Consider the following 21,205-nt stretch of genomic DNA (forward strand, 5'->3'; position numbering starts at 1 on the left):
CAACAATCAACACTACCACTACAGTGGCCCCCTCTTAGAATACATTTGAGCATGTTTAGAATGCTTATATTGATACATTTCTTCGTCGGCTTCAGTTAGGCTTATTTTCTGATCTTTGCCGGGGTGCCCTTTAGAAAACCCGTAGCTTATACCAGATGCAGGCCATTTAGCCTTAAGGTCTTTTTCGATGTTTAAAATAAGCTCTTGAAGCCTAGGTTTTAGTGCAACAAGATCTCTTTCTTGAGCTTCCACAAGCCAAATAAATTCATCTCCCCCGACTCGAAAAACACTGCCGTACTGAGCCACTCGATCACGCATCAAAGTTGCCGCTTCGATTAGAAATCGATCCCCTTCTTTATGTCCAAGACTATCATTAATGGTCTTCATACCATCAAAATCGATGAAGACAATCCAATAGCTACCCATAAATTGCGATAGCTTTTCATCCATTGCGAAACGGTTGCCTACATTCGTCAACATATCAACTTTCGCTTGATACAACACTTCAGTCAGTTCCTTTTGTTTTATGCGTAACCATTCAGACAAAGACAACAAAATACAAAAACAGTCTAACGCCAGTGCAGCCAAAACAATCAGCTCCGGATAAGGTAAAACCGAACTAGCCAATGCATGGGATGCGGTGTAATACACCAAAGAAAAGCCATACAACAGGTTTCCCGTAAGGTAATATTTCGCTTTGAAATCATGCTTTCTGAGCATAACAATGCCGGTGAAGATACTCAGAGGCACCCATATTAATGCCAATATATGAGCCAGATAAAACACCGTTTTAAAGGGGAGCAATAGCATGATCAATGCCATAAAAACACCGCAGATAGCCACGCTCAAGAAGATTCGATATAGCTGTGGGGCCTGCTCCTTAGTGCTAAACAAACCAGCAGTAAACATCGCAGCACAAGCAATCGCAATAGGGAAAATATGCATGCCCGAGTAGGTCAAGTTGACTGTTAGCGACGGCAACAAACTGTTGATTTCACCTGAAGCAGCAGCCCAGCCAACCCCATGTAACCCCACATACCCAGCGAACCAGAACGTCAATACCAACTTCGTACGCCAAAAAATTGCTAAAGCCAACAACGTTAAAGTCAACATGACAAATATCGAACCTTGAGTCACGAACTCAACGACTTTCTGAACTCGGTAATAATCCGATGCATTGTAAAGGGTAAGAGTAATTGGTGTGGGATAGTGCGGAGCACTGATGACGACCCATAGCACGCCAACACTTTGCTCAGGTAGGTTTAATGAGAAAGCCTGAGCATGCAGCATATCAGGCAAAAATTGATCGCTTAGGGTAGCAAAGTCAGCAACTTTTCTAAGTGGCTGCCCTTCTGACTGCCAATAGGCAACACCGCTATCAAGGAAATTGGCTGCCACAACAACAAAGCGCGATTGTGCCTGCTCTGCCGACAACGAAAGTTTGGAGAGAAACACTCCGCTTTGACCAATGATTGTGCTTCTGGGTTGGCTACTTTGATGAAGCTGGGACAGTGTTTCTATATTCAAATCAACATTGTCTGTTAGCTGAACACGACTCCACAAGCCACTATCGTCTAATTTGACCGTCTTATCACCCAGCTGCAAAGCAATATCAGACGAGGCCCACAGCAATGAGCTAAACGACAGTAGAATAAAGCCAGTAATTGTATGCAGAACAACGGCGGCAAAATTACGATGCAAAGAATATGAATTCGGCAAATGAACCCCTAAAGAACGTCTTATCATAATAAGTGTACTTCATTTATAAGAACTTTCTTTGAGTGCACTATAACTGTGATAAGAAATCATTGTATCTTCGGCGGTACAGCCCCTTTTAACGACGACGAGGTCTACCGTTTTTCGCTTTACCGCCAGCGCTTTGACCTAAGGCTTTAGCCCGTAAGGCTTTCTTTGAGGGTTTGCGTTTGGAGCCGGCTTGCTCTTCTTGCACCATCATATTCGGCTCAAAACCTTCCATCCACTGGGGCACAAAGTGCTCACCGGTTAGCTTTTCGATGTCTTCGAGTAGGTACTTCTCTTTTGCTGACACCAAAGAAATCGCTAGGCCTTCTTTGCCCGCCCGGCCAGTACGACCGATACGGTGAATGTAGTCTTCAGCGTTGTACGGTAGCTCGTAGTTGATCACGTATTGCAGTTGCTCAATATCTAGACCTCGCGCTGCAACATCCGTTGCGACCAATGCTCGCACTTGTCCGGTTTTGAACTCTTCTAGACCACGGTCACGAGCACCTTGGGATTTATCTCCATGCACCGCCGCTGCGCTGATGCCATCTTTGCCTAGCTCTTTTGCCAGCTCGTCCACAGCTTGTTTGGTGCGGGTGAAGATCAGCACCTGCTGCCAGTTTTTTGAACCAATCAAATAGGCCACTAAACCCGCTTTGCGTTTGTTGTCTACTTCGTAGATACGCTGCTCGACTTTGGCAGCCGTCGCATTTCGTTCCGCTACTTCAATTAGCTTGGGCTGGTTCAAAATGGTTTTACTCAGCGCAAACACTTCATCATTAAAGGTCGCTGAAAAGAACAGCGTTTGGCGTGTGTCAGGTAGGCGTTTTAGTATGCGCTCAATATCGATGATAAAGCCCATATCTAACATGCGATCGGCTTCATCAAGGATCAGTGTTTCCACGGTGCTTAGGTCAATCAGCTCTTTCATCGCCAGCTCAAGCAAGCGACCTGGCGTTGCTACCAAGACATCACAGCCTGCGTCTAATGCATCGATTTGAGGATTAATGCTCGCGCCACCGTAAGCCACGACTGAGTTTAAACCTAACCCTTGGCTGTATTTCACAAAGCTTTGGTGCACTTGCTGAGCAAGCTCTCGCGTCGGAGTGAGCACTAACACTCGAATGGCTTTTTCTGATATTTCTCGCTCTAAATGACGTTGAATCAGCGGCAAAGCAAAGGCAGCGGTTTTACCCGTTCCGGTTTGCGCACCCGCCATCACATCATGACCCGCTAGGACTTCTGGGATCGCCGCTTGCTGAATCGGCGTTGGCGTTTGATAGCCAAGGATGTCGAGGACTGACAGTAAATCCGCGTGAAGACCTAGGGTGGAGAAACTCATAAACAAGCACCGTGCTAACAATAAATTAAGACGGCGCTAGTGTATCACTTCATAGATTTTCTGCTTGGTTTAATAACGTGCTGTAAGCCACGTCTTCGTATTTAGCAAAGCTTGGCTGTTGACGGGCTTTAAGCTTGGTAAACACAGGCTGCGTTAACCCCGCCATAAAGCGCGCTAGCAACACTGGAGTGACTTGGCTCTGCGGAAGTTTTTGCAGCAGCCAAAGTTTCGCCGTTTGCATGTCACTTGATAAGCTATCTATCATTTGATAGTCGACATTTTTATCCAAAGATAAAACATTGCCACGACACACGGAGCAATGGCCACAATGCTCTGGTGCTTGTTGATCACCAAAGTAACGCGCCAAGTTATGGTTCAAGCAGCGATCAAGCTCAAAGAAGCGAATCATAGTGGCGATTCGCTCGATTTCCGAGGTTTCTTTTTGCGTTGCATAGCTTTGTAGCTCTTCGACAAGAACGGGCGTTAACAGCTCTGTACGTACGCCATAAACTTCGGTGAGACCTTTGGTTTCTAGGGCAATCAAGTCTCGATCCGCGAGTTGCTCTAACAGGCTCAACACCGCACCGCGCTCAAGGCCTTGTTGATGCAGACGTTCAAAATCCGGCACACCCCAAATTTTCTTAAATACCGTTTGCTGCGCAACTTGATTAAACACCGCTTGTTGCTCAATAGGTAAAGCAGCGCGAATCTGATCAAGGCTTTGATTCCATTTGAGTTTTACATCGCTGTAGTAGCTGTAGCGCGGAACAATCGCACCAGCGAGTTCCATTTGTACTAATAAGGTTTTCAGTGGCAGCGCTCGGATATTGGTCGCTTGAGATAAGCCGTAAGCTTGGGTTTCCCATTCGCCATTGATCGTATTGCTGAAGATTTCTTGCAACAGCACTTGGATCGCGTGAGGCTCTGGGGTGTCGCCGTAAACGAAGTTTTCTAAGACATGTAACCCGTCAAGATTCGCCAACATAACACAGCGACTCGGTTGACCATCACGTCCTGCACGACCAATTTCTTGGCTGTAGTTTTCAATCGATTTAGGTAGGTCGTAATGCACCACAAAACGAATATCAGACTTATCGATGCCCATACCAAAAGCGATGGTGGCGACGATGATACGTGTTTGACCAGCCATAAAGTCGTTTTGAATCGCAGCACGTACTTCATTGCCCAAACCGGCGTGATAGGACACGGCGGAATAGCCTGACTGCTGTAGAGTCGCGGCTAATTCATCGGCGTTTTTTTGTTGTGTCACATAGACAATGCCCGCACCTTGGGTGTCGTTCAGAACTTGGCGTAATAAGGCTTGTTTGTCTTGGCCCTGGGCCGAGATTAAATCGATATCCAAGTTATGGCGGTAAAAGCCGGTTTGCACGATATGGCTAGGCGCAATGTTGAACTTGAGCGCCATGTCTTTTTGCACCCGACGAGTGGCCGTCGCCGTAAGCAATAACACCAGAGGAATGTTCAGCTCTTGCTGGTATTGCGGCAGCTTCAAATAGTCAGGACGGAAGTTGTGCCCCCATTCGGAGATACAGTGTGCTTCGTCCACCACCAACATAGAAATCGGCACACCTTGAATAAAACGACGGAACCGCTCGTTTTTAAAACGCTCTACAGAGATCATCAAGATTTTAATCTGACCATCACGCACCTGTTGCATCACGGCCTGACTTTCTTCTTTGGTTTGGGTCGAATCAAGGCTCGCGCTTGGGATGCCCTTGCTTTGCAAAAACGCCAGCTGATCGTGCATCAGCGCAATTAACGGCGAGATCACCAACGTCAGATTCGGTAGCTGGGTTGCGGTAAACTGATAACACAGAGATTTACCAGAGCCCGTGGGAAATACAGCAAGGGATGAATGCCCAGCCAACAGTTGTTCGATCGTTTGTTGCTGTCCTTCGCGAAACTGATCAAAGCCAAAGTAATTATTTAGCAATCCTGCTAAGTGATGCATAACGCTCAACCTTTATTAAGTAACAATGAGTGCCTCACTATTTTCGCGAAAACGCTTGAGTAATGACACCGGTATTGGCACAAATCTCTGCTAAAATCCGCACCATTCACTTTTGTATGAGTTGTTACTATGGAAACACCCACGATTGAAGCCATTGAGGCTTGGACCACGCCACTGTTTGTCACTGAGCTTTCTGACCACGAATTTCTAAAAGACGCCCTACTGGCACATATTTATCAGCGCCAGCAAGAACAAGAAAACGCGGTCGACAGCGAGGTGGCTGTACAGGCCAAGCACAACTTATCGGAAAGCCGTTTGGACTTTCTTGAAGACGAAGTGCCAGAAGTCATGGAGCTTCGTCGCATGGTAGAAGAGCTGATCGCTGAAGTGGCTTTTGAGGTGAACCAACAACATTGGCCAGAAGACTGCGAAGCCTACGCTCATATCATTGAGTCTTGGTACCACATCACTAAAAACGGTGGCTATCACGATGCGCACTCACACCCTAATTGCTCTTGGTGTGGTATTTACTACCTTGATCCAGGTGAAGCAAACCTTGAAGGACGCAATGGTATCAACCGTTTCTATGATCCACGCGTCAACGCTGAGCATTACGCTGACCCAGGCACAGCTTACTTAGGCGGCCAAGGCTTTTGGGACTTTGCGCCTAAAGAAGGTCAGGTTGTCATTTTCCCCTCTTACTTAAAGCACTCAGCACTGCCCTATTTCGGTCAAAAGGATCGCGTTGTGGTGGCTTTCAACTGCGTGATAGAGTTGGGATAAAAGCTCCATATAAAGGAAACCAAGCACCATGGATTTAAATGATATTCCGATGTCGCCCCACGATGACCAGGCTAAAAAACACGCCTTATTGGCCTATCTCTTCATGGTGCTTGGCTTGTTTACTGGCATTTTTTGGTTAATTGGTGCTGTGTGGGCCATGGCGAAAGCTAGGGATGCCCGGGGATCGATATTCTACGATCATTACCAGAACATTATTGGTATTTTTTGGTGGGGCTTAGGACTTAGCTTGATCGGCTTTGTATTGGCGCTGTTCTTCGTTGGATATTTGCTACTACTTGGTGTTTGGATCTGGTCAATTGTAAAGTTATTTAAAGGCCTCGCTCGCTTAACCAGTGACAAACCGTACAATTCCTAATCAGATATACACTTCGTAACATAAGATAACTTAATTACGATAAAAACTGCTCCAAACCTGGCTTGAGCGCAATAAATAGGGAAAGGCTACATGGTAAAGTGTTTGCTATCCCCCCTAAACGTTTATATGCGCTTTTGAGCAAAGGAGCTGATGCCAGCATGAGTCGTTCTGCTTCAAAAATTAATCAGTATTTCCGTCAAACCATTCCAACAATGGTTCAGAATAATGTCCCTATCACTCCACCTTACTACACCCTCTGGTTTACCTATACCACGGGAGACATGCCCGAGCTTTGCAAACGTATGGATGAGATCATCACTCAAAAGGGTCAATGTGATCGTTATACCTGCGACAAGTTACTAGATGAATTCATCGTCAACGCTGCCGAAGATCGCCTCGCAGAAATGCAAAACAACATTAATCAAGTTGTTAAATCCATTGAAAATTCTACTGAAAGTGCGATGAACGATGCTGAAGACTTGAACCAGTCGCTGTCTAAGGATATTCAGATCATGGCCGATGAGGCTTCGCAAAATGACACCCCATCAGCCCATAAAATGGTGTCAATTGCTCGAAACTTTATGGACAAAACGGAAGCCTATCGATCACAACTTGAAAAACAAAATGCAGAAATTCATGCCCTAAAACAGAAAATCGCTGATACTGAAAAATTGATGTATCTGGACGGATTGACAGAAATCAATAACCGTAAGAAGTTCAATGAAGATTTGAGCTTGTTTACAGCATCCACTGAAGACACCTGTTTGTTACTTGTCGACATTGACCACTTCAAACCATTCAATGACGAATATGGCCACCTTGTTGGCGATAAAGTCATTCAGACGGTTGCCAAGACATTGGAAAAAAGTTGTCGTAAGAACAATGGAGCGCAAGCCTATCGCTTTGGTGGCGAGGAGTTCGCACTCCTTATTCCCAATGCTAACATTACTGTCGCCACTCAGTTCGCAAATGAAGTTCGAGAACGAATCAGCCGAATCAGCTTAACCAACAAGAAAACAGGGCAAAGTATTCGCTCAATCACAACCTCTTTAGGTGTCGCACAATTCCGTCAAGGCGAGCCTTTAGAAGCGTTAGTTGAGCGTGCGGATCAATGTTTGTATGAAGCCAAAAGCGCCGGAAGAAATTGCGTACGGCCTGCATAAGCTCACTAATACATCGTCACCAATACCCTAAATAAAAAGGATGACATCGCTGCCACCTTGCTTCATCAAATCTGCGCCCTCATGTTGTGGAGATAATGAATTCAATGGAGGGGCGTATGTCGATCCCATTTTCAATTTTAGATTTAGCTCCGGTAGGCGAAGGGCAAACCGTTGCGCAAGCAATCCAAAACAGTAAGGCGTTGGCTAAATCTGCTGATGCCTTAGGTTATCAACGTATTTGGTTGGCTGAACACCATGGTATGCGCGGTGTTGCCAGTGCTGCAACAGCAGTACTATTAGCAGCCATTGGCGAAGCCACTACACGTATTCGCATCGGCTCTGGTGGTGTTATGCTGCCAAATCATGCACCACTGGTGATTGCTGAACAGTTTGGAACTCTCGCAGAAATGTTCCCTGGTCGAGTGGATTTAGGTCTGGGTCGAGCGCCTGGAACGGACATGGCCACAGCTCGAGCCCTGCGTCGCAACTTAGGCGGGCCTGTGGATACCTACCCAGATGATGTCGAAGAGCTGCAGGGGTATTTTGCCGATGAGAATAAGGTTAAGCCTATCATTGCCATCCCAGGGCAAGGGACCAATGTACCGATTTGGTTATTAGGCTCCAGTTTATACTCTGCTCAGTTGGCCGCTCATATGGGGCTACCATTTTCATTCGCGTCGCATTTTGCCCCCGATATGTTGCTTGAAGCATTGAATATCTATCGTGCGAATTTCCGCCCTTCGGAGCAACTAGACAAGCCTTATGTATCGGCGGGTGTGATGGCCTCCGTGGCAGAAACAGATAAAGAGGCAAAGTACCACTTTACCTCAGCGCAGATTAAGTTTGCTCACTTGCGTCGTAACGCAAACCGACCTTTCCCAAAGCCTGTAGAGGACTTACAAAGTGCGGTGCTTGCGGCGGAAATGCCGATGATCAACCAAACTCTGCGTTATGCGATGGTCGGTGCTCCAGACACTGTCGAACAAAAGCTGAACCAGTTTCTTGAGCTAACGGGAGTAGACGAAATGATTTTCTCATTCCCTCTACACGACCAAACGGCCCGCCTCAAAGCCGTTGAGCTGACAGCAGGACTACCTCTCATGGCCAAACAAGCCTAGTTTGGCGGCCCTTTTCTAGGCAATCATGGTGTCGCAGGTTGAGCTTCAGGCAACAGTACCTGTAGCGCCATAGTTAACGCTGGCAAGGATACTGCACCATGGTTCATGTAAGGCAACTCACGTAACTCACTATGAAGGCCTTGCTCAGAAAACCATTGCTGGGCAAGTTTCGCATCGGAGATCATAAAATCCATTTCGTCCCCACCAACAACCATCAGTAAAGGTTTGTCTTTCAGATGTTCTGGCGACTGTTGTTCTAACAGTGGTTTAAGGTACCCCTCATTCCACCAAAGAGAAGGACTGGCTGCAGCAAACGCTGCAAACGCATCGGGACGAGTATGAAGGGTATAGAGAGTAAACAAACCGCCTAGCGAGTGCCCAAATAAGATCTGCTGCTGTTCATTGATAGCGTATTGCTGCGCTAACCATGGGCGTATTTGTTCGATTAAAAGCTCTTGTAAGGCATTTGCGCCACCGTATTGGATATTTTTAAAACGATCCATGTGTTTCAGTGGTGCTTTTGGTGTCTCTGGCGTTGGTGGTGTTAAGTCGTACCAGCGTCGCTCTATGTCATATAAACCATCAATGGGATAGCCAACTGCAACGATGATCGCAGGTTGTTTGCCTCCGGCACGCTCATGAGTCAATGTTTGGCTAACCGTAGCAGCTGACGAAAAGAAAGCATTGCCATCCAGTAGATAGACAACAGGGAACCCCTCCTCAGGAGCTGGAGCATCCGGAATAGACACAAACACTCGATAAGGCGACACCTGGCCCTCTACCAGCCAATCGACGTAATAACTGTTTGGCAGCGTGTACGTCACAGGCTGAGGTTTTGAGATGTCTTGGGCATACGCTTGGATCATAAAGCTTCCTATTAAAATAACTAAAGTGCCAAGCAAATGGCGAAAGTTCAGTAAAATCATATCTATTTCAATACCTTAATGCCGAGTTAACAGTGCGTTCAATGAACATTGATGTATTTCATTAGGCGACACCCCAAAGTGACGCTTAAATGCTGCGCTGAAGTTATTTGGATGACTGTAACCCGCCATCAGTGCTGCTTCTGTAATGCTAATTTGTTCTTGATATAGCGCTTGGCAGGCTTGTGCTAAACGCTGTTTTCGTAAGTACTGAGTCAAGCTCATACCCAGATGATCGTGTGCATAGCGTTGTAGAGTAGCCGAGCTCATCCCCAGCTGATGGCCGATTTGTTCCAATGACATAGACCAGCTTTCTTCCTGCGCCAACAGCTGACAAAAGCGCAGTCCTTGGCGTGAATCATGTCCTGCTTGAGCTGTGCTTTGTTCTTCTATCGTTCCTAACCAAGACGCAATCAAAGACATAGCAAATGCTTCTCGGCCGAGCTTTGCCGATGCACTATCAATAGGGGCGTCCAGTAACTTCCTAGCATGTAGCCATAGATGCCTCGGTAGTGACCAATCACTAACCGATAAGTGCTCGGCTAGACGCTGTTCCAACGCTGCACTATTTAAGCCTTGCTCGGCAAACCACTTCGGAGACACTGAAACATACAAACCACAACGACGATCCCCATTACGAATGCTCATATGGCATGGTGCTGCATCGCGTACCGTGACCACTTTGGCGCGCTGACTGTCTTTGCGAAACGTGACGGAATGGGGACCATATTTGAAGCGATTCTCCCCTTCAAAGAACAAAATAATGCGGACACAAGGCTCTATTTTTGTCTCCACCATAAAGTCCTGCATGGCCACCGCATTGGTCATATGAATCACCACACCTGATGCACTTCGTTCTGTCAGAATCGATCCTTTTAACACGGGGTGCTTTGAGAGAATCCCACTCGGAGAAACTGGCTGCTTGGCTTGCTGTGACTGCGAAAAATGGTAGCGATTCACGTTAGGAGCATGCGCTCGCAACTCGGTTACGTTAACGATTTGGTCTTTTAAGCGTGCGGTTTGTGTCATGGCTACTCCTGAGATGGTCATCCTAACGGACTCCACAAATGAGAACAGTTCGCTTCCTAGGAGTTGAGCTTTTTACATAGCGATGTGCGTGGTTCGCATAGGCGATAGGAAGCAAGGCTGTGGAATAATGGGCTCATTGAAACCCAAATGCAAATCATTATCTTTTGCAATCACAGTTTTATTACATTTGCCCGGAGAGCTACTATGAAAGCCATTGCTGTAATTGGCGCCACATTACTGGTGCCATTTTCTATGACGGCCATCGCGGAAAGCGTTGCCAGCACTAACCGACTGTCTACCTTAACGGTGGAAGGTAATGCCTTATATGGCATGGAGTCATCAGAAAGCACAGAAGGCTACAGTGTTGACTCGGCTACTATCGGCACCAAGGCACCTGCTGCGCTTCGCGATATCCCGCAGTCCATTACTGTGCTGACCAATGATTATTTAGAAGATCGTGATTTGACTCACTTAGATGATGTCGCCAAAGTGACTCCTGGGCTAAGAACATTATCCAATGATAGTGGCCGCTCCTCTATCTATTCACGTGGCTACGAATATGACGAATACAATGTCGATGGTTTGCCTGCACCCATGGCGTCTATCAACGGTACACTGCCTTCTTTGTCAGCATTTGACCGTGTCGAAGTCATGCGAGGCCCATCAGGTTTATTCAATAGCACCAGTGAGCTGGGCGGCATCATTAACTTAGTACGTAAACGTGCAACCTACGACACACAAGGTTCCATTTCAGCAGGGCTAGGCAGCTGGGATCGCCACCAATTAAGCGCTGATGTGTCTGGAGCTTTAAACGAAGACGAAACGGTTCGCGGTCGAGTCGTCATTTCCGAAGAAAACATGCCGAACGAAATCGACGGTAATGAAAACAAAGATCAAAGCATCTATGCGACCGTAGACACCGATCTGTCTGAATCGACTGAGCTCTCTGTCGCGGTACTCCATCAAAAGAAAGATATCTCACCTGCTAATGGCTACCCAACGTATTCTGATGGCACACTGGCTAACTGGGATCGATCCACTTTCTTAGGTGCCGATTGGAACGATTTCAATAACGAAATGACCGATGTGTTTGTCGACTTAACTCATGAGTTTGATAATGGTGGCTATGGCCGTATTGCCGCTCGCGCTTCGGATCGCTCTACTGATTTCTACTACGCCTTTACTGGGTCTGCCCTAGCAACAGATGGCACGACCTCTCTGAACAGCACACAACGTGACCTAGAACAACAAACTCTAGCCATTGATGCGAGCTACAGCCAGCCTTTCGCGACCTTTGGCAATATGAGTGAATTCGTTGTCGGTATGGATTACAAGGATTACGACACAGACTATCGAAGTGGCGCAACACGCAACCTTGTCAGCAGTATCAACGTTAATAGTTTTGACTCATCATCCGTTGCTTACACTGCTCCGACTTATTCTTCTCGCGTTCAGTCTAGTGAGAAGGAAACTGGGACGTATGCGAAAGTAACCTTCCGCCCCATTGAGTCTTTAGCGCTGATTGGCGGGGGACGCTTTAGCTGGTATGACTTAAGCAATGATACAACCACGCTTTCCACCGGAGCGGTGACCTCTAGCAGCTACGACGATAACGGACGCTTTACACCTTATGGTGGACTGGTTTACGACTTAGATGCTCACCATTCTTTCTACGCCAGCTACTCTGAGGTGTATAAGCCACAAACAGACATTGGTGAAGACGGCAAAATGATTGATCCACGTGTTGGTGATCAAGTCGAAGTCGGCATCAAAGGAAGCTATAACGATGGTCGTTTGAACAGCCGCTTTACCCTATTCCAACTGACGGATGATAATCGCGCCGCCAGTGTTACCGGTGAAGACTATTCAGAAGCAACTGGCAAAACACGTGTTACAGGAGCTGAGCTGGAGTTAAGCGGTCACTATGAGCAATGGGAAATGATTGCGGGTTACACGTACATGGATACCGAGAACCTAGAGGGCGATGCCAATACTTTGTTCATGCTGATGCCAAAACATACGATCAATGTATGGGGTACTTACACCCTAGAAGGCGACAATTTGCTTCAAGGTACGGAGTTAGGTTTGGGCATGACAGGGATGACTGAATTCTCACTGGCCCGTGGCTCGACGACGATCACGGCGCCAAGTTACGCAACCGTTGATGCCAGCATTAGTAAAGACATCACTGAGAACTTGAATGTCTCGTTGAATGTGAACAACCTGTTCGACCGCAAGTACTATTCTCGCGTTGGTAGCACGACCACATTTAACTTCTACGGCCCATCAAGAAACGCGATGTTGAAAGCAACCTACCGTTTCTAAATCTCTGTCCTCACGGGCCAAGCATCTATGCTTGGCCCGCTGACGTCATGCAGCATGTTCGAGAGGCAGTTTTATTTGGAAGTGAACACCATTTTGAGAAGACGGTTCTAAACGAATTTCACCGCCCAGCTTTTGCGTAATAAGGTTGAAGGTAATCGACATTCCTAAACCTGAGCCACCATTAGCTCTGTTTGTCGTATAGAACGGCTCAAATACCCGTCGCGCCACCTCTTCATCCATTCCCATACCGTTATCTCGATAATCTAAAATAATGCCGTTACCGGACTGCTTGGCCGAAATATAAATCTCATAGTCGCGATCATTACCTTTAAAACCATGGGTGCAACTGTTACTCACCAAGTTGGTGATCACTTGGTCTATCGCACCAGAATAAGTAACTAACGATAGTTCATCTGGGATCGTTGTAAAAATCTGAACATTTCTGTTTTTATACATTGGGTTTAAGCTGGTTAACAAGGCATCAATTGATTCTTTTAAGACGACTTTCTCCACCACGCTTGAGCTTTGTCCCACGGCGGTTTTCTTAAAATCAGACACCAATTTCGCTGCACGATCCATGTTAGATCTGGCAATCATGTGAGCAGAATCGAACTCAGATAAGAAATTGGTAAAACTGTTTTCGTCCAAATTGCCCTGTTCATAATCCTTACGTAGTCGGTCAACTTCCTCTTTAATATGACTAAGAGAAGTAATTGCCACACCCAAAGGGGTATTCACTTCATGGGCAACGCCTGATACCAAGCCACCTAACGCCGCCATTTTTTCCGTCTCAATAAGGTGAGCTTGTGTATTCTTTAACTCATCTAGGGTCTGATTTAGCTCTTGGGTGCGCTCTATAACCTTTCCTTCAAGCTCAGCATTAGCTTCTCGCAAAGCTTGCTCAAGTTCAGCACGCTGGGCAGACGAGATCGCCCGACCATAGAGGTCAGACAAAGCGCCAGAAAACGTGGCTTCATCGTCTGTCCAATCGCGGTCCTGCTCATTCCCTTCGGTACAAATTATGCCGATCATTTTTCCGCGATGGCGAATAGGTGTATCCAGCATACTGCCTATTCCCAATGGTTTTAGATAAGAATCAATGAACTCCGCTGTGACAGGATCCGTTAAGGCATTGCTGATGCGAATCGCACGCTCTTCATCCAGAGCCTTAAAATAGGTTGGAAAATCAGCACGGGTTAATACGATGTCTTCAACTTCCGTATTGTTATGAACATCGATTAGTAGCTTACAGACGATGGATTCATTGTCCTCACCCAGTAACCAAATGCCAGTTCGATTAACTCCCAGTCCTTCAATTACACAGTCCAATATCAAACGCGCGGCGCGATCAAGATCTCCATCGTCGATATACTCTGATTGAGATACGCGCAATAAAATATTTTCGAGTTCAATGTTCAAAACCCACCTCTCATTAATCAGGGAATTGATCACGGAGCTTCATGATGTCATCAAAGTGCTCGATGGCAATGTCACATAAGGCTGGATCAAAGTGCTGGCCTCGTTCTTCATGAAGAAGCTCTAAGATGCGTTCGTTGGACCATGGCTCTTTGTAAGCACGTCGTGCAGCCAGAGCGTCAATAACATCCGCTATTGCCATGATACGCCCTTCAATTGGGATGTCTTCTGCAGCCAGTCCCGCAGGGTAACCCTTGCCGTTCCATTTCTCATGGTGGTTAAGTGCAATACTTGCCCCCACCAAAGGTAAAGCCTTTTTCGAATGACAAAGTAAGTCATATCCAACTTGCGCGTGGGTCTGCATGGTAGTCCACTCGTCAATGTCTAACTTAGCTGGCTTGTGTAAAATATGTTCTGGAATCGCAATTTTTCCGATGTCATGCATCGGTGTTGCATGTTTAATCAAAGAAACCATGGCCTCATTTAGGCCATATTTGCGGGCTAAGAACTCACTGATCAGAGACACACGACGAACATGGCAGCCAGTTTCTTTACTTCTTTGTTCAATGGCCTCACCAAGAATAAACATAAGCTCTTGCTGTGTGCGCTCAACCTCTTCACGTCGAGTTAAACTTTCGAAGATGATGATAGCTTTGGTGAGCAGTACATTAAGCAACTTGCGTGTCAAGGAACTCAATGGAAGCTCATGGGATACGGACACAGAACACTCATTTGTTTGAGATAGGCGCGTAAAACAAGTAAAGCTGTTATCGGTTTGCACATCGGATTCAAGTTCCATAGCTAGCTTCAAGCTGGCACTGGCAGATTTTGGGTATGGGTCATCATCTGAATCCGTTAAAAGCGTGAAGTCGGTACCATCATGGTACATTTTTAGCGTTTCAAGCTGATCGAGCACATTACGACTCTTGTAATGCAAACTGATACTGATATTGTCGTCAGACGTAAGCTTTTTAACCTCATCTAAGACCTGCATACAGTAGCTTTCACTGTTGTGTGACTGAAGCACGCGAGTAGTCGCATTAACCACATCTTCAAGCCCTTTGTGCCCTTGCTCTACCTCTTTAATATCTCGATATGAGCGAATCGCAGAATAAATTGTCGTCTTTAGGCGGGTAGAATTTAACTCAGTTTTATTTTTATAGTCGTTAATATCGTAGTTACGAATAACATCTTCTTCAGGGGCTTGACCAGGCTGTCCAGTACGAAGTACCAACCGAGTTGAGGTATTTTTGTGACTTTCACGGATCCATTTAACGAGATCCAGACCTGCATGATCGTTTTCCATAACAACATCGACCATGGCAATCGCGATATCGGAGTGCTCTTCAAACAGCTGCATTGCTTCTTTTGCTGAGTGAGCTTTCAAAAATACAAGTGGTCGGTCATCCACTTGAAGGCGTTTCAGCACCATCTCAGATACAGCGATGATGTCATCTTCGTCATCAATTAACGCAACCTTCCATGGCTCAACAGCAGTTCTTTCTAGCTTCTGAGCAATGGCTTGCGGCGCTAAAGAGGCTTGAGGCGTTTTTTTCGAAAATAATGGATTTGGCATATTGAACCAACCTTTGCAAAATTAGGCATTCCTAAAAGATAATGTCTAAATATTGGTCAGAGAGTGCGTTTTGGTCAATTTATAAACTGAATTTAATCGTTTCAAAACGTTGCATAATGTAGAGCACTGCAAAGAAACGCATCTGCACCAATTGGACTAAATTACTAAAAACAGAGCACAATCAACGACGTAACCAGCATCTTCCCTTTTACGACATATACATGCATGATTTTGCCAAAGTTTGAGTCAAAACCTTCCACATCCAAAGCACTGAACTTATCATGACGCTTTTACCATTTTGGAGTCGTCATGCGCCAAGCCACTGTTCAGTTACTGCAGAAATACTACGAAGCCTTCAATGCTCAAGATATGGATACGTTCCTGTCTCTGCTAACGGATGACGTAATACACGACATCAACCAAGGCGATCGTGAAGTAGGCAAGGATACGTTCTCTGCGTTTATGGACCGCATGAACAAAAACTACAAAGAAACCATCGTAGATATTGTCGTGATGTCTAACGAAGCGGGTGACCGTGCCGCGGTTGAGTTCACGGTACTAGGTGAATATCTAGCGACTGACGAAGGTTTGCCAGAAGCTAACGGCCAGACTTACAAACTTCCAGCGGGTGCCTTCTTCGATATCCGCGATGGCAAAGTGGCGCGCGTCACCAACTACTACAACCTAGAAGACTGGATCGCTCAAGTTTCTGCGTAAGCCTTATCTTCTTAAGATTTTAGATAGACAGGAACGCCCATGCTGACATTCCAACGACTCTCTGGCCCAACCTTGAATCAATATATTGATGAGCTGGCACAGCTGCGTATGCAGGTGTTTCGGGACTTTCCTTATCTCTATGATGGGGACTTGGCCTACGAAGCACGCTATTTAAAAACCTACATCGAAGCGCCTGACAGCGTCATTGTATTGGCGTTTGATGGCGATAAAGTCGTTGGAGCCTCCACTGGCGTGCCACTGCGTCACGAAATGGATGAAGTTAAGCAACCATTTCTGGATGCAGGTTTAAACATCGATGAGATCTTTTATTGCGGCGAATCAGTTTTATTATCCGAATACCGTGGTCAAGGCGCTGGAGTGGCTTTTTTCAATCACCGAGAGGCCCATGCTGAAAGCCTAGAGGGCATGAAATATTCCTGTTTCTGCGCTGTACAGCGTCCCGATAACCATCCTGCCCGTCCTGCAGATTATCAGCCATTGGATCAGTTCTGGCGTAATCGTGGTTACGAAAAGCGTTCTGAGCTCGCCACTCACTTTAGCTGGAAAGAAGTCGGCGAAAGCGAAGAGTCATTGAAACCCATGACCTTTTGGATGAAACCTTTAACAAACACAGAACGATTATGAGCGCATTTAAACTGGCCGCGGCTCAATACGACATTGGCTTCTTTAACCGTTGGGAAGAGTTTGCAGACAAGCTTGAAAGCTGGGTGAGCCAAGCGGCACAGCAAGATGCCAAGTTATTGGTGTTTCCTGAATACGGCAGTATGGAACTGGCCTCTTTATTTGGCGAGAAGGTTTACAAAGACCTAAATCTACAACTGCATGAAATGCAGTCTATCCTGCCACAATTCCATGATCTGCACACTGAATTGGCTAAGCGCCACGATGTCATGATCTTGGCCAGCTCGTTTCCAACAATTCAAGACAATGGCACCTTCTTAAACCGCGCTAACCTGTTCGGTCCAAGCGGTTTAATTGGCTTCCAAGACAAGCTAACCATGACCCGCTTCGAAAACGAGCAATGGCACATCACGGGTGGCGACCAGATCAAAGTCATCGACACCGACCTTGGCCGTGTGGGCGTTCATATTTGCTACGATTCAGAGTTCCCCATGATTGCCAACCAGCAAGTAGCGGCAGGTGCAGATCTATTACTTGTACCAAGCTGCACCGACACCGAAGCGGGTTTCCACCGTGTGCGCATTGGTTGTCAGGCTCGCGCCTTAGAAAACCAATGCTATGTGGTGCAATCTCCAACCGTTGGTCATGCGTCTTGGTCTGAGGCGGTTGATATCAACACTGGCCGCGCGAGCGTTTATACACCCGTGGATTATGGTTTCCCTAATAATGGTATCTTGGCACAAGGTGACACAGATGACGCTGGCTGGATCTTTGCCACCGTTGACCTTGCTGAAATAGCCCGCATCCGTGACGAAGGACAGGTATTTAACTACCGTGACTGGCCGAAGCAGTTTGAACTTAAAGGCCCAAAGGGTTGATCTGGAAGCTCTCTAGTCTGAAGAACTTCCCCATCAGTTCTTATTTAGGAGTACAATGCGCGCCATCTTTTCTGAACTAGTAGAATTCCAAAAATGGCTATCAAAGCAACGATTTACAAAGCCTCTGTGCAAGTGTCGGACATGGATCGACACCATTACCAAAGTTACGATTTAACCCTAGCGCTGCACCCTTCTGAAACCGAAGAACGCATGATGACACGCCTAGCTGCGTTTGCATTATTAGCTGATGAGAAAGAAGGCGATGAGCAGTTGTCGTTCACCAAAGGGTTGAGCACCGATGACGAGCCGGATCTATGGCAGAAGAATTTCTCAGATGAGATTTTGCTGTGGGTAGAGCTTGGTCAGCCGGATGAAAAACGTCTGCGTAAAGCCTGCGGTCGCGCAAAAGATGTCGTGGTCGTGAACTACAACGATAAGTCAGATATCTGGTGGGAGCAGAACAAAGGCAAAACCAGCCGTTTTGATAATCTGCGTGTTCTTCAGTTCGCAGAATCTGAAATCCAAGCACTGGAAGGGTTGTGTGCTCGTACCATGCAGTTAAACGTTACTATCCAAGACGGTGAGATGTGGATCTCAAGTGAACAAGGCGAGTGCGCGCTGCATCCTACATGGCGCTAATCTTCTTTGGCTTGCGGTTGTTCAGGTTCAGGATTAAACCGTGCAGCCACATACTGACTGATAACGCCCAACACTTCGGTTTGAATGCCTTTCAATAGCGTTCGACGAGATTGATGGGCGGCTTCACATTGTGTGGTTAATCCCAAGGCAAAACTTACCAGTAAACCTTTAGTGCTCGAAATAGCTTCAAGGGCTTGCTTCTTCGCCAATGTACGATCTGCACCTGCTTTAGCTTGCTGGCGTTTACAGCGCATGTACAGTTTTTCACGTTCTCGATACATGTCATTTAAACCAAACATCAGTCGTCCTCGTTGTCTGTTGGGATGATCGCATCTAACGTACGAGTTAAATCCATTCGCTTAAGAGTTTTGCGTATCAGTAACACCAAGCCAAAAGAACTGATGAGCGTGGCGACCAAAGCAGTGGCTAAAATCCCGATCAGAGACCAACCTGCATACCATGCTGCGGTGGCAAGCAACGCAATCAATAGAAGCCAGCTGGTGACCAATAAGAATACAACCCCACACATCAGAGCGATGAGCTGAGCCCCGGAAGCCATCCAGATCTTGGCTTCTAGTGCGCCAAGACCGAGGATGCTTTTGAGCCACTTTTTGTGACTCATGGTCAGCTGATCGGCGGTAACAGCCGCTTCCTTAGCGGGTATTTCAGTAGTATGGTTGCGCTCTTCAAGTGGCGTCATGCACTGGCTTCCGTGATCGAGTGTTGATTACTTACGCTTGCATAGAAGGCTTGCTGCAACGGCACCTGCAAGGAAAGCAAAGCCCACTGTCTTAAGTGGATTTTCTTTGGCATAAGTCCCCACTGCATTGCTGACTTTCTCAGATTGCTCACGAGCAGTGTCCGCTATCTGATGAGCTTGAGCACTGATTTGTTGCGCCATTGCCTCAACACGCTCTTGGCCATTTTCAGCCGCCGCCGCTGCACCATCAACGCCTTTGTGAGCAGTTTCCGCCACTTTATCAACGGCGTCATGTGCTTTTGACTGAGCATTGTTTTTCGCTTGTGATCCATTCTTCGCTTGGGTAGTGCTGTTTGCTGTAGCCATGATCTTGTACCTCCTGTGCGTTAATTCAGTATTTAAATTAGCGCCATCCTCAACACATTAAAAGGTTTGATCTCTAATCTTCCTTTTGTTTACAAGTTAGCAAAAAGCATCCAATAAAACTGACTCAACTCAAAGGAAATGTCTAAAAACGTGCACTTGGCTCAAGTGGCAGCCACTGACTCTCTCGCTCTCCAGCGATGTCCGCCATTAAAATCTTGGCGGTGGTTGGACCTTGTGTAAAACCTTGATGACCGTGACCAAAATGGAACCACATACGATCATGTTTTGGTGCTTTACCCACAACTGGAAGCATATCTGGCATACACGGACGCGTGCCATACCATTGCTTCTCCTGCACTCGCTCTCCCATTTCGAGTAAGGATCTTAAGGCGTTGACGCCTCGCTCAAGTTGCTCTGGATCGGCAGGGTCGTTTAAATCCACTAATGCAGCGCCCGTGGTTACACGAATGCCGCGACTCATCGGTGCAGCTAGCACCCCATTCGCCACATCTAAGAATGGACGATTGAGATGCGTCGTCTCTTGGTAGTGACCATGATATCCACGCTTATAAACCATCGGAATGCGGTAACCAAATCGCTTGAGTAATTCAGGGCTCCAAGGACCAAGAGCAATCACAACCTGCTCAGCACCAACAATGCCCTGCTCTGTTTTCACCACCCAGCCTGTTGTCGTTTGTGTCAGACTGCTGGCATCACCATGTAATATTCGTCCCCCACGCTGCTCAAATAATGCGGCATAAGCTTGCGTCAGCCCGCCTGGATCTTTACAGCTCCAGCTGTCTAACCAATGAATGGCTCCCGCTGGTGCCTGTTTCAAAGCTGGCTCCTCAGCTTGATACGTCACTCCATCCACAATACGAGAACGTACGCAAAACTCTCGCTCTAAGCGCTCAGCACGAGCTTTTTCTTTTTCAAAACTGGCTTCGTCTCGATACAACATGGCCAACCCATTACGAATGATCAGTTCCTCTGAACCGGACGCTTCAATAAGTGGCGCATGATCAGCTGTCGCAAGTGCAGCAAGTTTTGCATAGGTAATGGAGATTTTGCGGTGTTTATCCGTTGCTGAATTCAAGAAGTAGCGCCACAGAGCAGGCGCCATCCTCAGCGTAGGTTCAAGCTTCCATAACACATCATTGGTCTGACCAATGGCATAGCGCCACAGCGTGCTGATATCTTGTGGTAAGGCATACGGCTCTACCGCCTCCGTTTGAATAATCCCTGCATTACCAAAACTGCTTTCTAGACCTGGTTGAATCCGATCAACCACTGTCACAGTATGCCCAACCTCTTGCAATGCCAGTGCAGAAGAAATGCCCACCATCCCTGCACCCAATACAATGAACTCTGCCATATGCCACGCCTCCAAACCGAGATAACTTCTTATCTACTATGCATTTTAGTCTTACTTAAGTGTAGCTTTTTGTGTGTCCTCTCTGCTTATTGCGGTATATCAACTCTCTTATCGTCAGCTTC

General features: G+C 46.7%; 20 protein-coding genes. 9 read left to right on the forward strand and 11 right to left on the reverse strand.

Translation table 11 applies throughout. From position 1 onward, the window contains the following. Positions 1–18 precede the first annotated feature (18 nt). The 3 genes from C8D85_RS16465 to C8D85_RS16475 form a co-directional block, all read right to left on the reverse strand. Positions 19–1,719: a GGDEF domain-containing protein gene (locus C8D85_RS16465; RefSeq protein WP_162847612.1), complete on the reverse strand. Its 1,701-nt coding sequence runs from the start codon at positions 1,717–1,719 to the stop codon at positions 19–21. A 115-nt stretch (positions 1,720–1,834) separates the two neighbouring features. Further along, positions 1,835–3,085, reverse strand: coding sequence for a DEAD/DEAH box helicase (locus C8D85_RS16470; RefSeq protein WP_133564810.1), 1,251 nt, complete (start codon positions 3,083–3,085; stop codon positions 1,835–1,837). Positions 3,086–3,134: 49 nt separating this feature from the next. Continuing rightward, on the reverse strand, positions 3,135–5,057 hold the full coding sequence (locus C8D85_RS16475) for a RecQ family ATP-dependent DNA helicase (RefSeq protein WP_133564812.1): 1,923 nt from the start codon (positions 5,055–5,057) through the stop codon (positions 3,135–3,137). 129 nt (positions 5,058–5,186) lie between these two features. Between C8D85_RS16475 and C8D85_RS16480 the strand changes: the two genes are divergently transcribed. The 4 genes from C8D85_RS16480 to C8D85_RS16495 all read left to right on the forward strand — a co-directional run bounded on the left by C8D85_RS16480 (position 5,187) and on the right by C8D85_RS16495 (position 8,497). Further along, complete coding sequence (locus C8D85_RS16480) at positions 5,187–5,840, forward strand: TIGR02466 family protein (RefSeq protein WP_133564813.1); 654 nt, start codon at positions 5,187–5,189, stop codon at positions 5,838–5,840. Positions 5,841–5,868: 28 nt separating this feature from the next. Beyond that, a complete protein-coding gene (locus C8D85_RS16485) occupies positions 5,869–6,216 on the forward strand; it encodes a DUF4870 family protein (RefSeq protein WP_133564815.1) in 348 nt (115 codons plus the stop codon). A 158-nt stretch (positions 6,217–6,374) separates the two neighbouring features. Continuing rightward, positions 6,375–7,379, forward strand: a complete 1,005-nt coding sequence (locus C8D85_RS16490; RefSeq protein WP_133564817.1) for a GGDEF domain-containing protein — start codon at positions 6,375–6,377, stop codon at positions 7,377–7,379. A gap of 116 nt (positions 7,380–7,495) precedes the next feature. Further along, complete coding sequence (locus C8D85_RS16495; RefSeq protein WP_133564819.1) at positions 7,496–8,497, forward strand: LLM class flavin-dependent oxidoreductase; 1,002 nt, start codon at positions 7,496–7,498, stop codon at positions 8,495–8,497. A gap of 23 nt (positions 8,498–8,520) precedes the next feature. Here C8D85_RS16495 and C8D85_RS16500 read toward each other — a convergent pair whose 3' ends face one another. After that, entirely contained in the window at positions 8,521–9,363 is an 843-nt protein-coding gene (locus C8D85_RS16500) for an alpha/beta hydrolase (protein ID WP_162847613.1), read from the reverse strand. Positions 9,364–9,438: 75 nt separating this feature from the next. Continuing rightward, positions 9,439–10,449: a helix-turn-helix transcriptional regulator gene (locus C8D85_RS16505; protein ID WP_162847614.1), complete on the reverse strand. Its 1,011-nt coding sequence runs from the start codon at positions 10,447–10,449 to the stop codon at positions 9,439–9,441. Between the two features lie 204 nt (positions 10,450–10,653). Between C8D85_RS16505 and C8D85_RS16510 the strand changes: the two genes are divergently transcribed. After that, positions 10,654–12,774 carry a TonB-dependent siderophore receptor gene (locus C8D85_RS16510; protein ID WP_211342223.1) on the forward strand — a complete coding sequence of 707 codons (2,121 nt, stop codon included), beginning with the start codon at positions 10,654–10,656 and terminating at the stop codon, positions 12,772–12,774. A 45-nt stretch (positions 12,775–12,819) separates the two neighbouring features. Here the strand turns inward: C8D85_RS16510 and C8D85_RS16515 are convergent, their stop codons facing one another. Both C8D85_RS16515 and C8D85_RS16520 read right to left on the reverse strand, forming a co-directional pair. Beyond that, positions 12,820–14,193 carry a sensor histidine kinase gene (locus tag C8D85_RS16515; RefSeq protein ID WP_162847615.1) on the reverse strand — a complete coding sequence of 458 codons (1,374 nt, stop codon included), beginning with the start codon at positions 14,191–14,193 and terminating at the stop codon, positions 12,820–12,822. Between the two features lie 13 nt (positions 14,194–14,206). Continuing rightward, a complete protein-coding gene (locus tag C8D85_RS16520; protein WP_133564829.1) occupies positions 14,207–15,766 on the reverse strand; it encodes an HD domain-containing phosphohydrolase in 1,560 nt (519 codons plus the stop codon). A 309-nt stretch (positions 15,767–16,075) separates the two neighbouring features. Between C8D85_RS16520 and C8D85_RS16525 the strand changes: the two genes are divergently transcribed. The 4 genes from C8D85_RS16525 to C8D85_RS16540 all read left to right on the forward strand — a co-directional run bounded on the left by C8D85_RS16525 (position 16,076) and on the right by C8D85_RS16540 (position 18,642). Continuing rightward, the gene (locus C8D85_RS16525) at positions 16,076–16,483 is read left to right on the forward strand and encodes a ketosteroid isomerase-related protein (protein ID WP_133564831.1); all 408 of its coding nucleotides are present in this window, start codon (positions 16,076–16,078) and stop codon (positions 16,481–16,483) included. Positions 16,484–16,522: 39 nt separating this feature from the next. Beyond that, on the forward strand, positions 16,523–17,128 hold the full coding sequence (locus C8D85_RS16530; protein WP_133564833.1) for a GNAT family N-acetyltransferase: 606 nt from the start codon (positions 16,523–16,525) through the stop codon (positions 17,126–17,128). Beyond that, positions 17,125–18,003 (forward strand): carbon-nitrogen hydrolase family protein, encoded by an 879-nt coding sequence (locus C8D85_RS16535; protein ID WP_133564835.1) that lies wholly within the window; start codon positions 17,125–17,127, stop codon positions 18,001–18,003. Before C8D85_RS16530 ends, C8D85_RS16535 begins: the two co-directional genes overlap by 4 nt. 93 nt (positions 18,004–18,096) lie before the next feature. After that, the gene (locus C8D85_RS16540; RefSeq protein ID WP_133564837.1) at positions 18,097–18,642 is read left to right on the forward strand and encodes a YaeQ family protein; all 546 of its coding nucleotides are present in this window, start codon (positions 18,097–18,099) and stop codon (positions 18,640–18,642) included. Here the strand turns inward: C8D85_RS16540 and C8D85_RS16545 are convergent. The 4 genes from C8D85_RS16545 to C8D85_RS16560 all read right to left on the reverse strand — a co-directional run bounded on the left by C8D85_RS16545 (position 18,639) and on the right by C8D85_RS16560 (position 21,083). Next, positions 18,639–18,941: a hypothetical protein gene (locus tag C8D85_RS16545; protein WP_133564839.1), complete on the reverse strand. Its 303-nt coding sequence runs from the start codon at positions 18,939–18,941 to the stop codon at positions 18,639–18,641. The genes C8D85_RS16540 and C8D85_RS16545 overlap by 4 nt on opposite strands. Then, a complete protein-coding gene (locus C8D85_RS16550) occupies positions 18,941–19,342 on the reverse strand; it encodes a hypothetical protein (RefSeq protein WP_133564841.1) in 402 nt (133 codons plus the stop codon). The genes C8D85_RS16545 and C8D85_RS16550 overlap by 1 nt, the downstream gene beginning before the upstream one ends. Before the next feature lie 27 nt (positions 19,343–19,369). Beyond that, complete coding sequence (locus C8D85_RS16555; RefSeq protein ID WP_133564843.1) at positions 19,370–19,708, reverse strand: hypothetical protein; 339 nt, start codon at positions 19,706–19,708, stop codon at positions 19,370–19,372. 142 nt (positions 19,709–19,850) lie between these two features. Then, positions 19,851–21,083, reverse strand: coding sequence for an NAD(P)/FAD-dependent oxidoreductase (locus tag C8D85_RS16560; protein WP_133564845.1), 1,233 nt, complete (start codon positions 21,081–21,083; stop codon positions 19,851–19,853). Positions 21,084–21,205: the final 122 nt, after the last annotated feature.

The sequence above is a fragment of the Marinomonas communis genome, assembly GCF_004363305.1.
Lineage (GTDB): Bacteria > Pseudomonadota > Gammaproteobacteria > Pseudomonadales > Marinomonadaceae > Marinomonas > Marinomonas communis.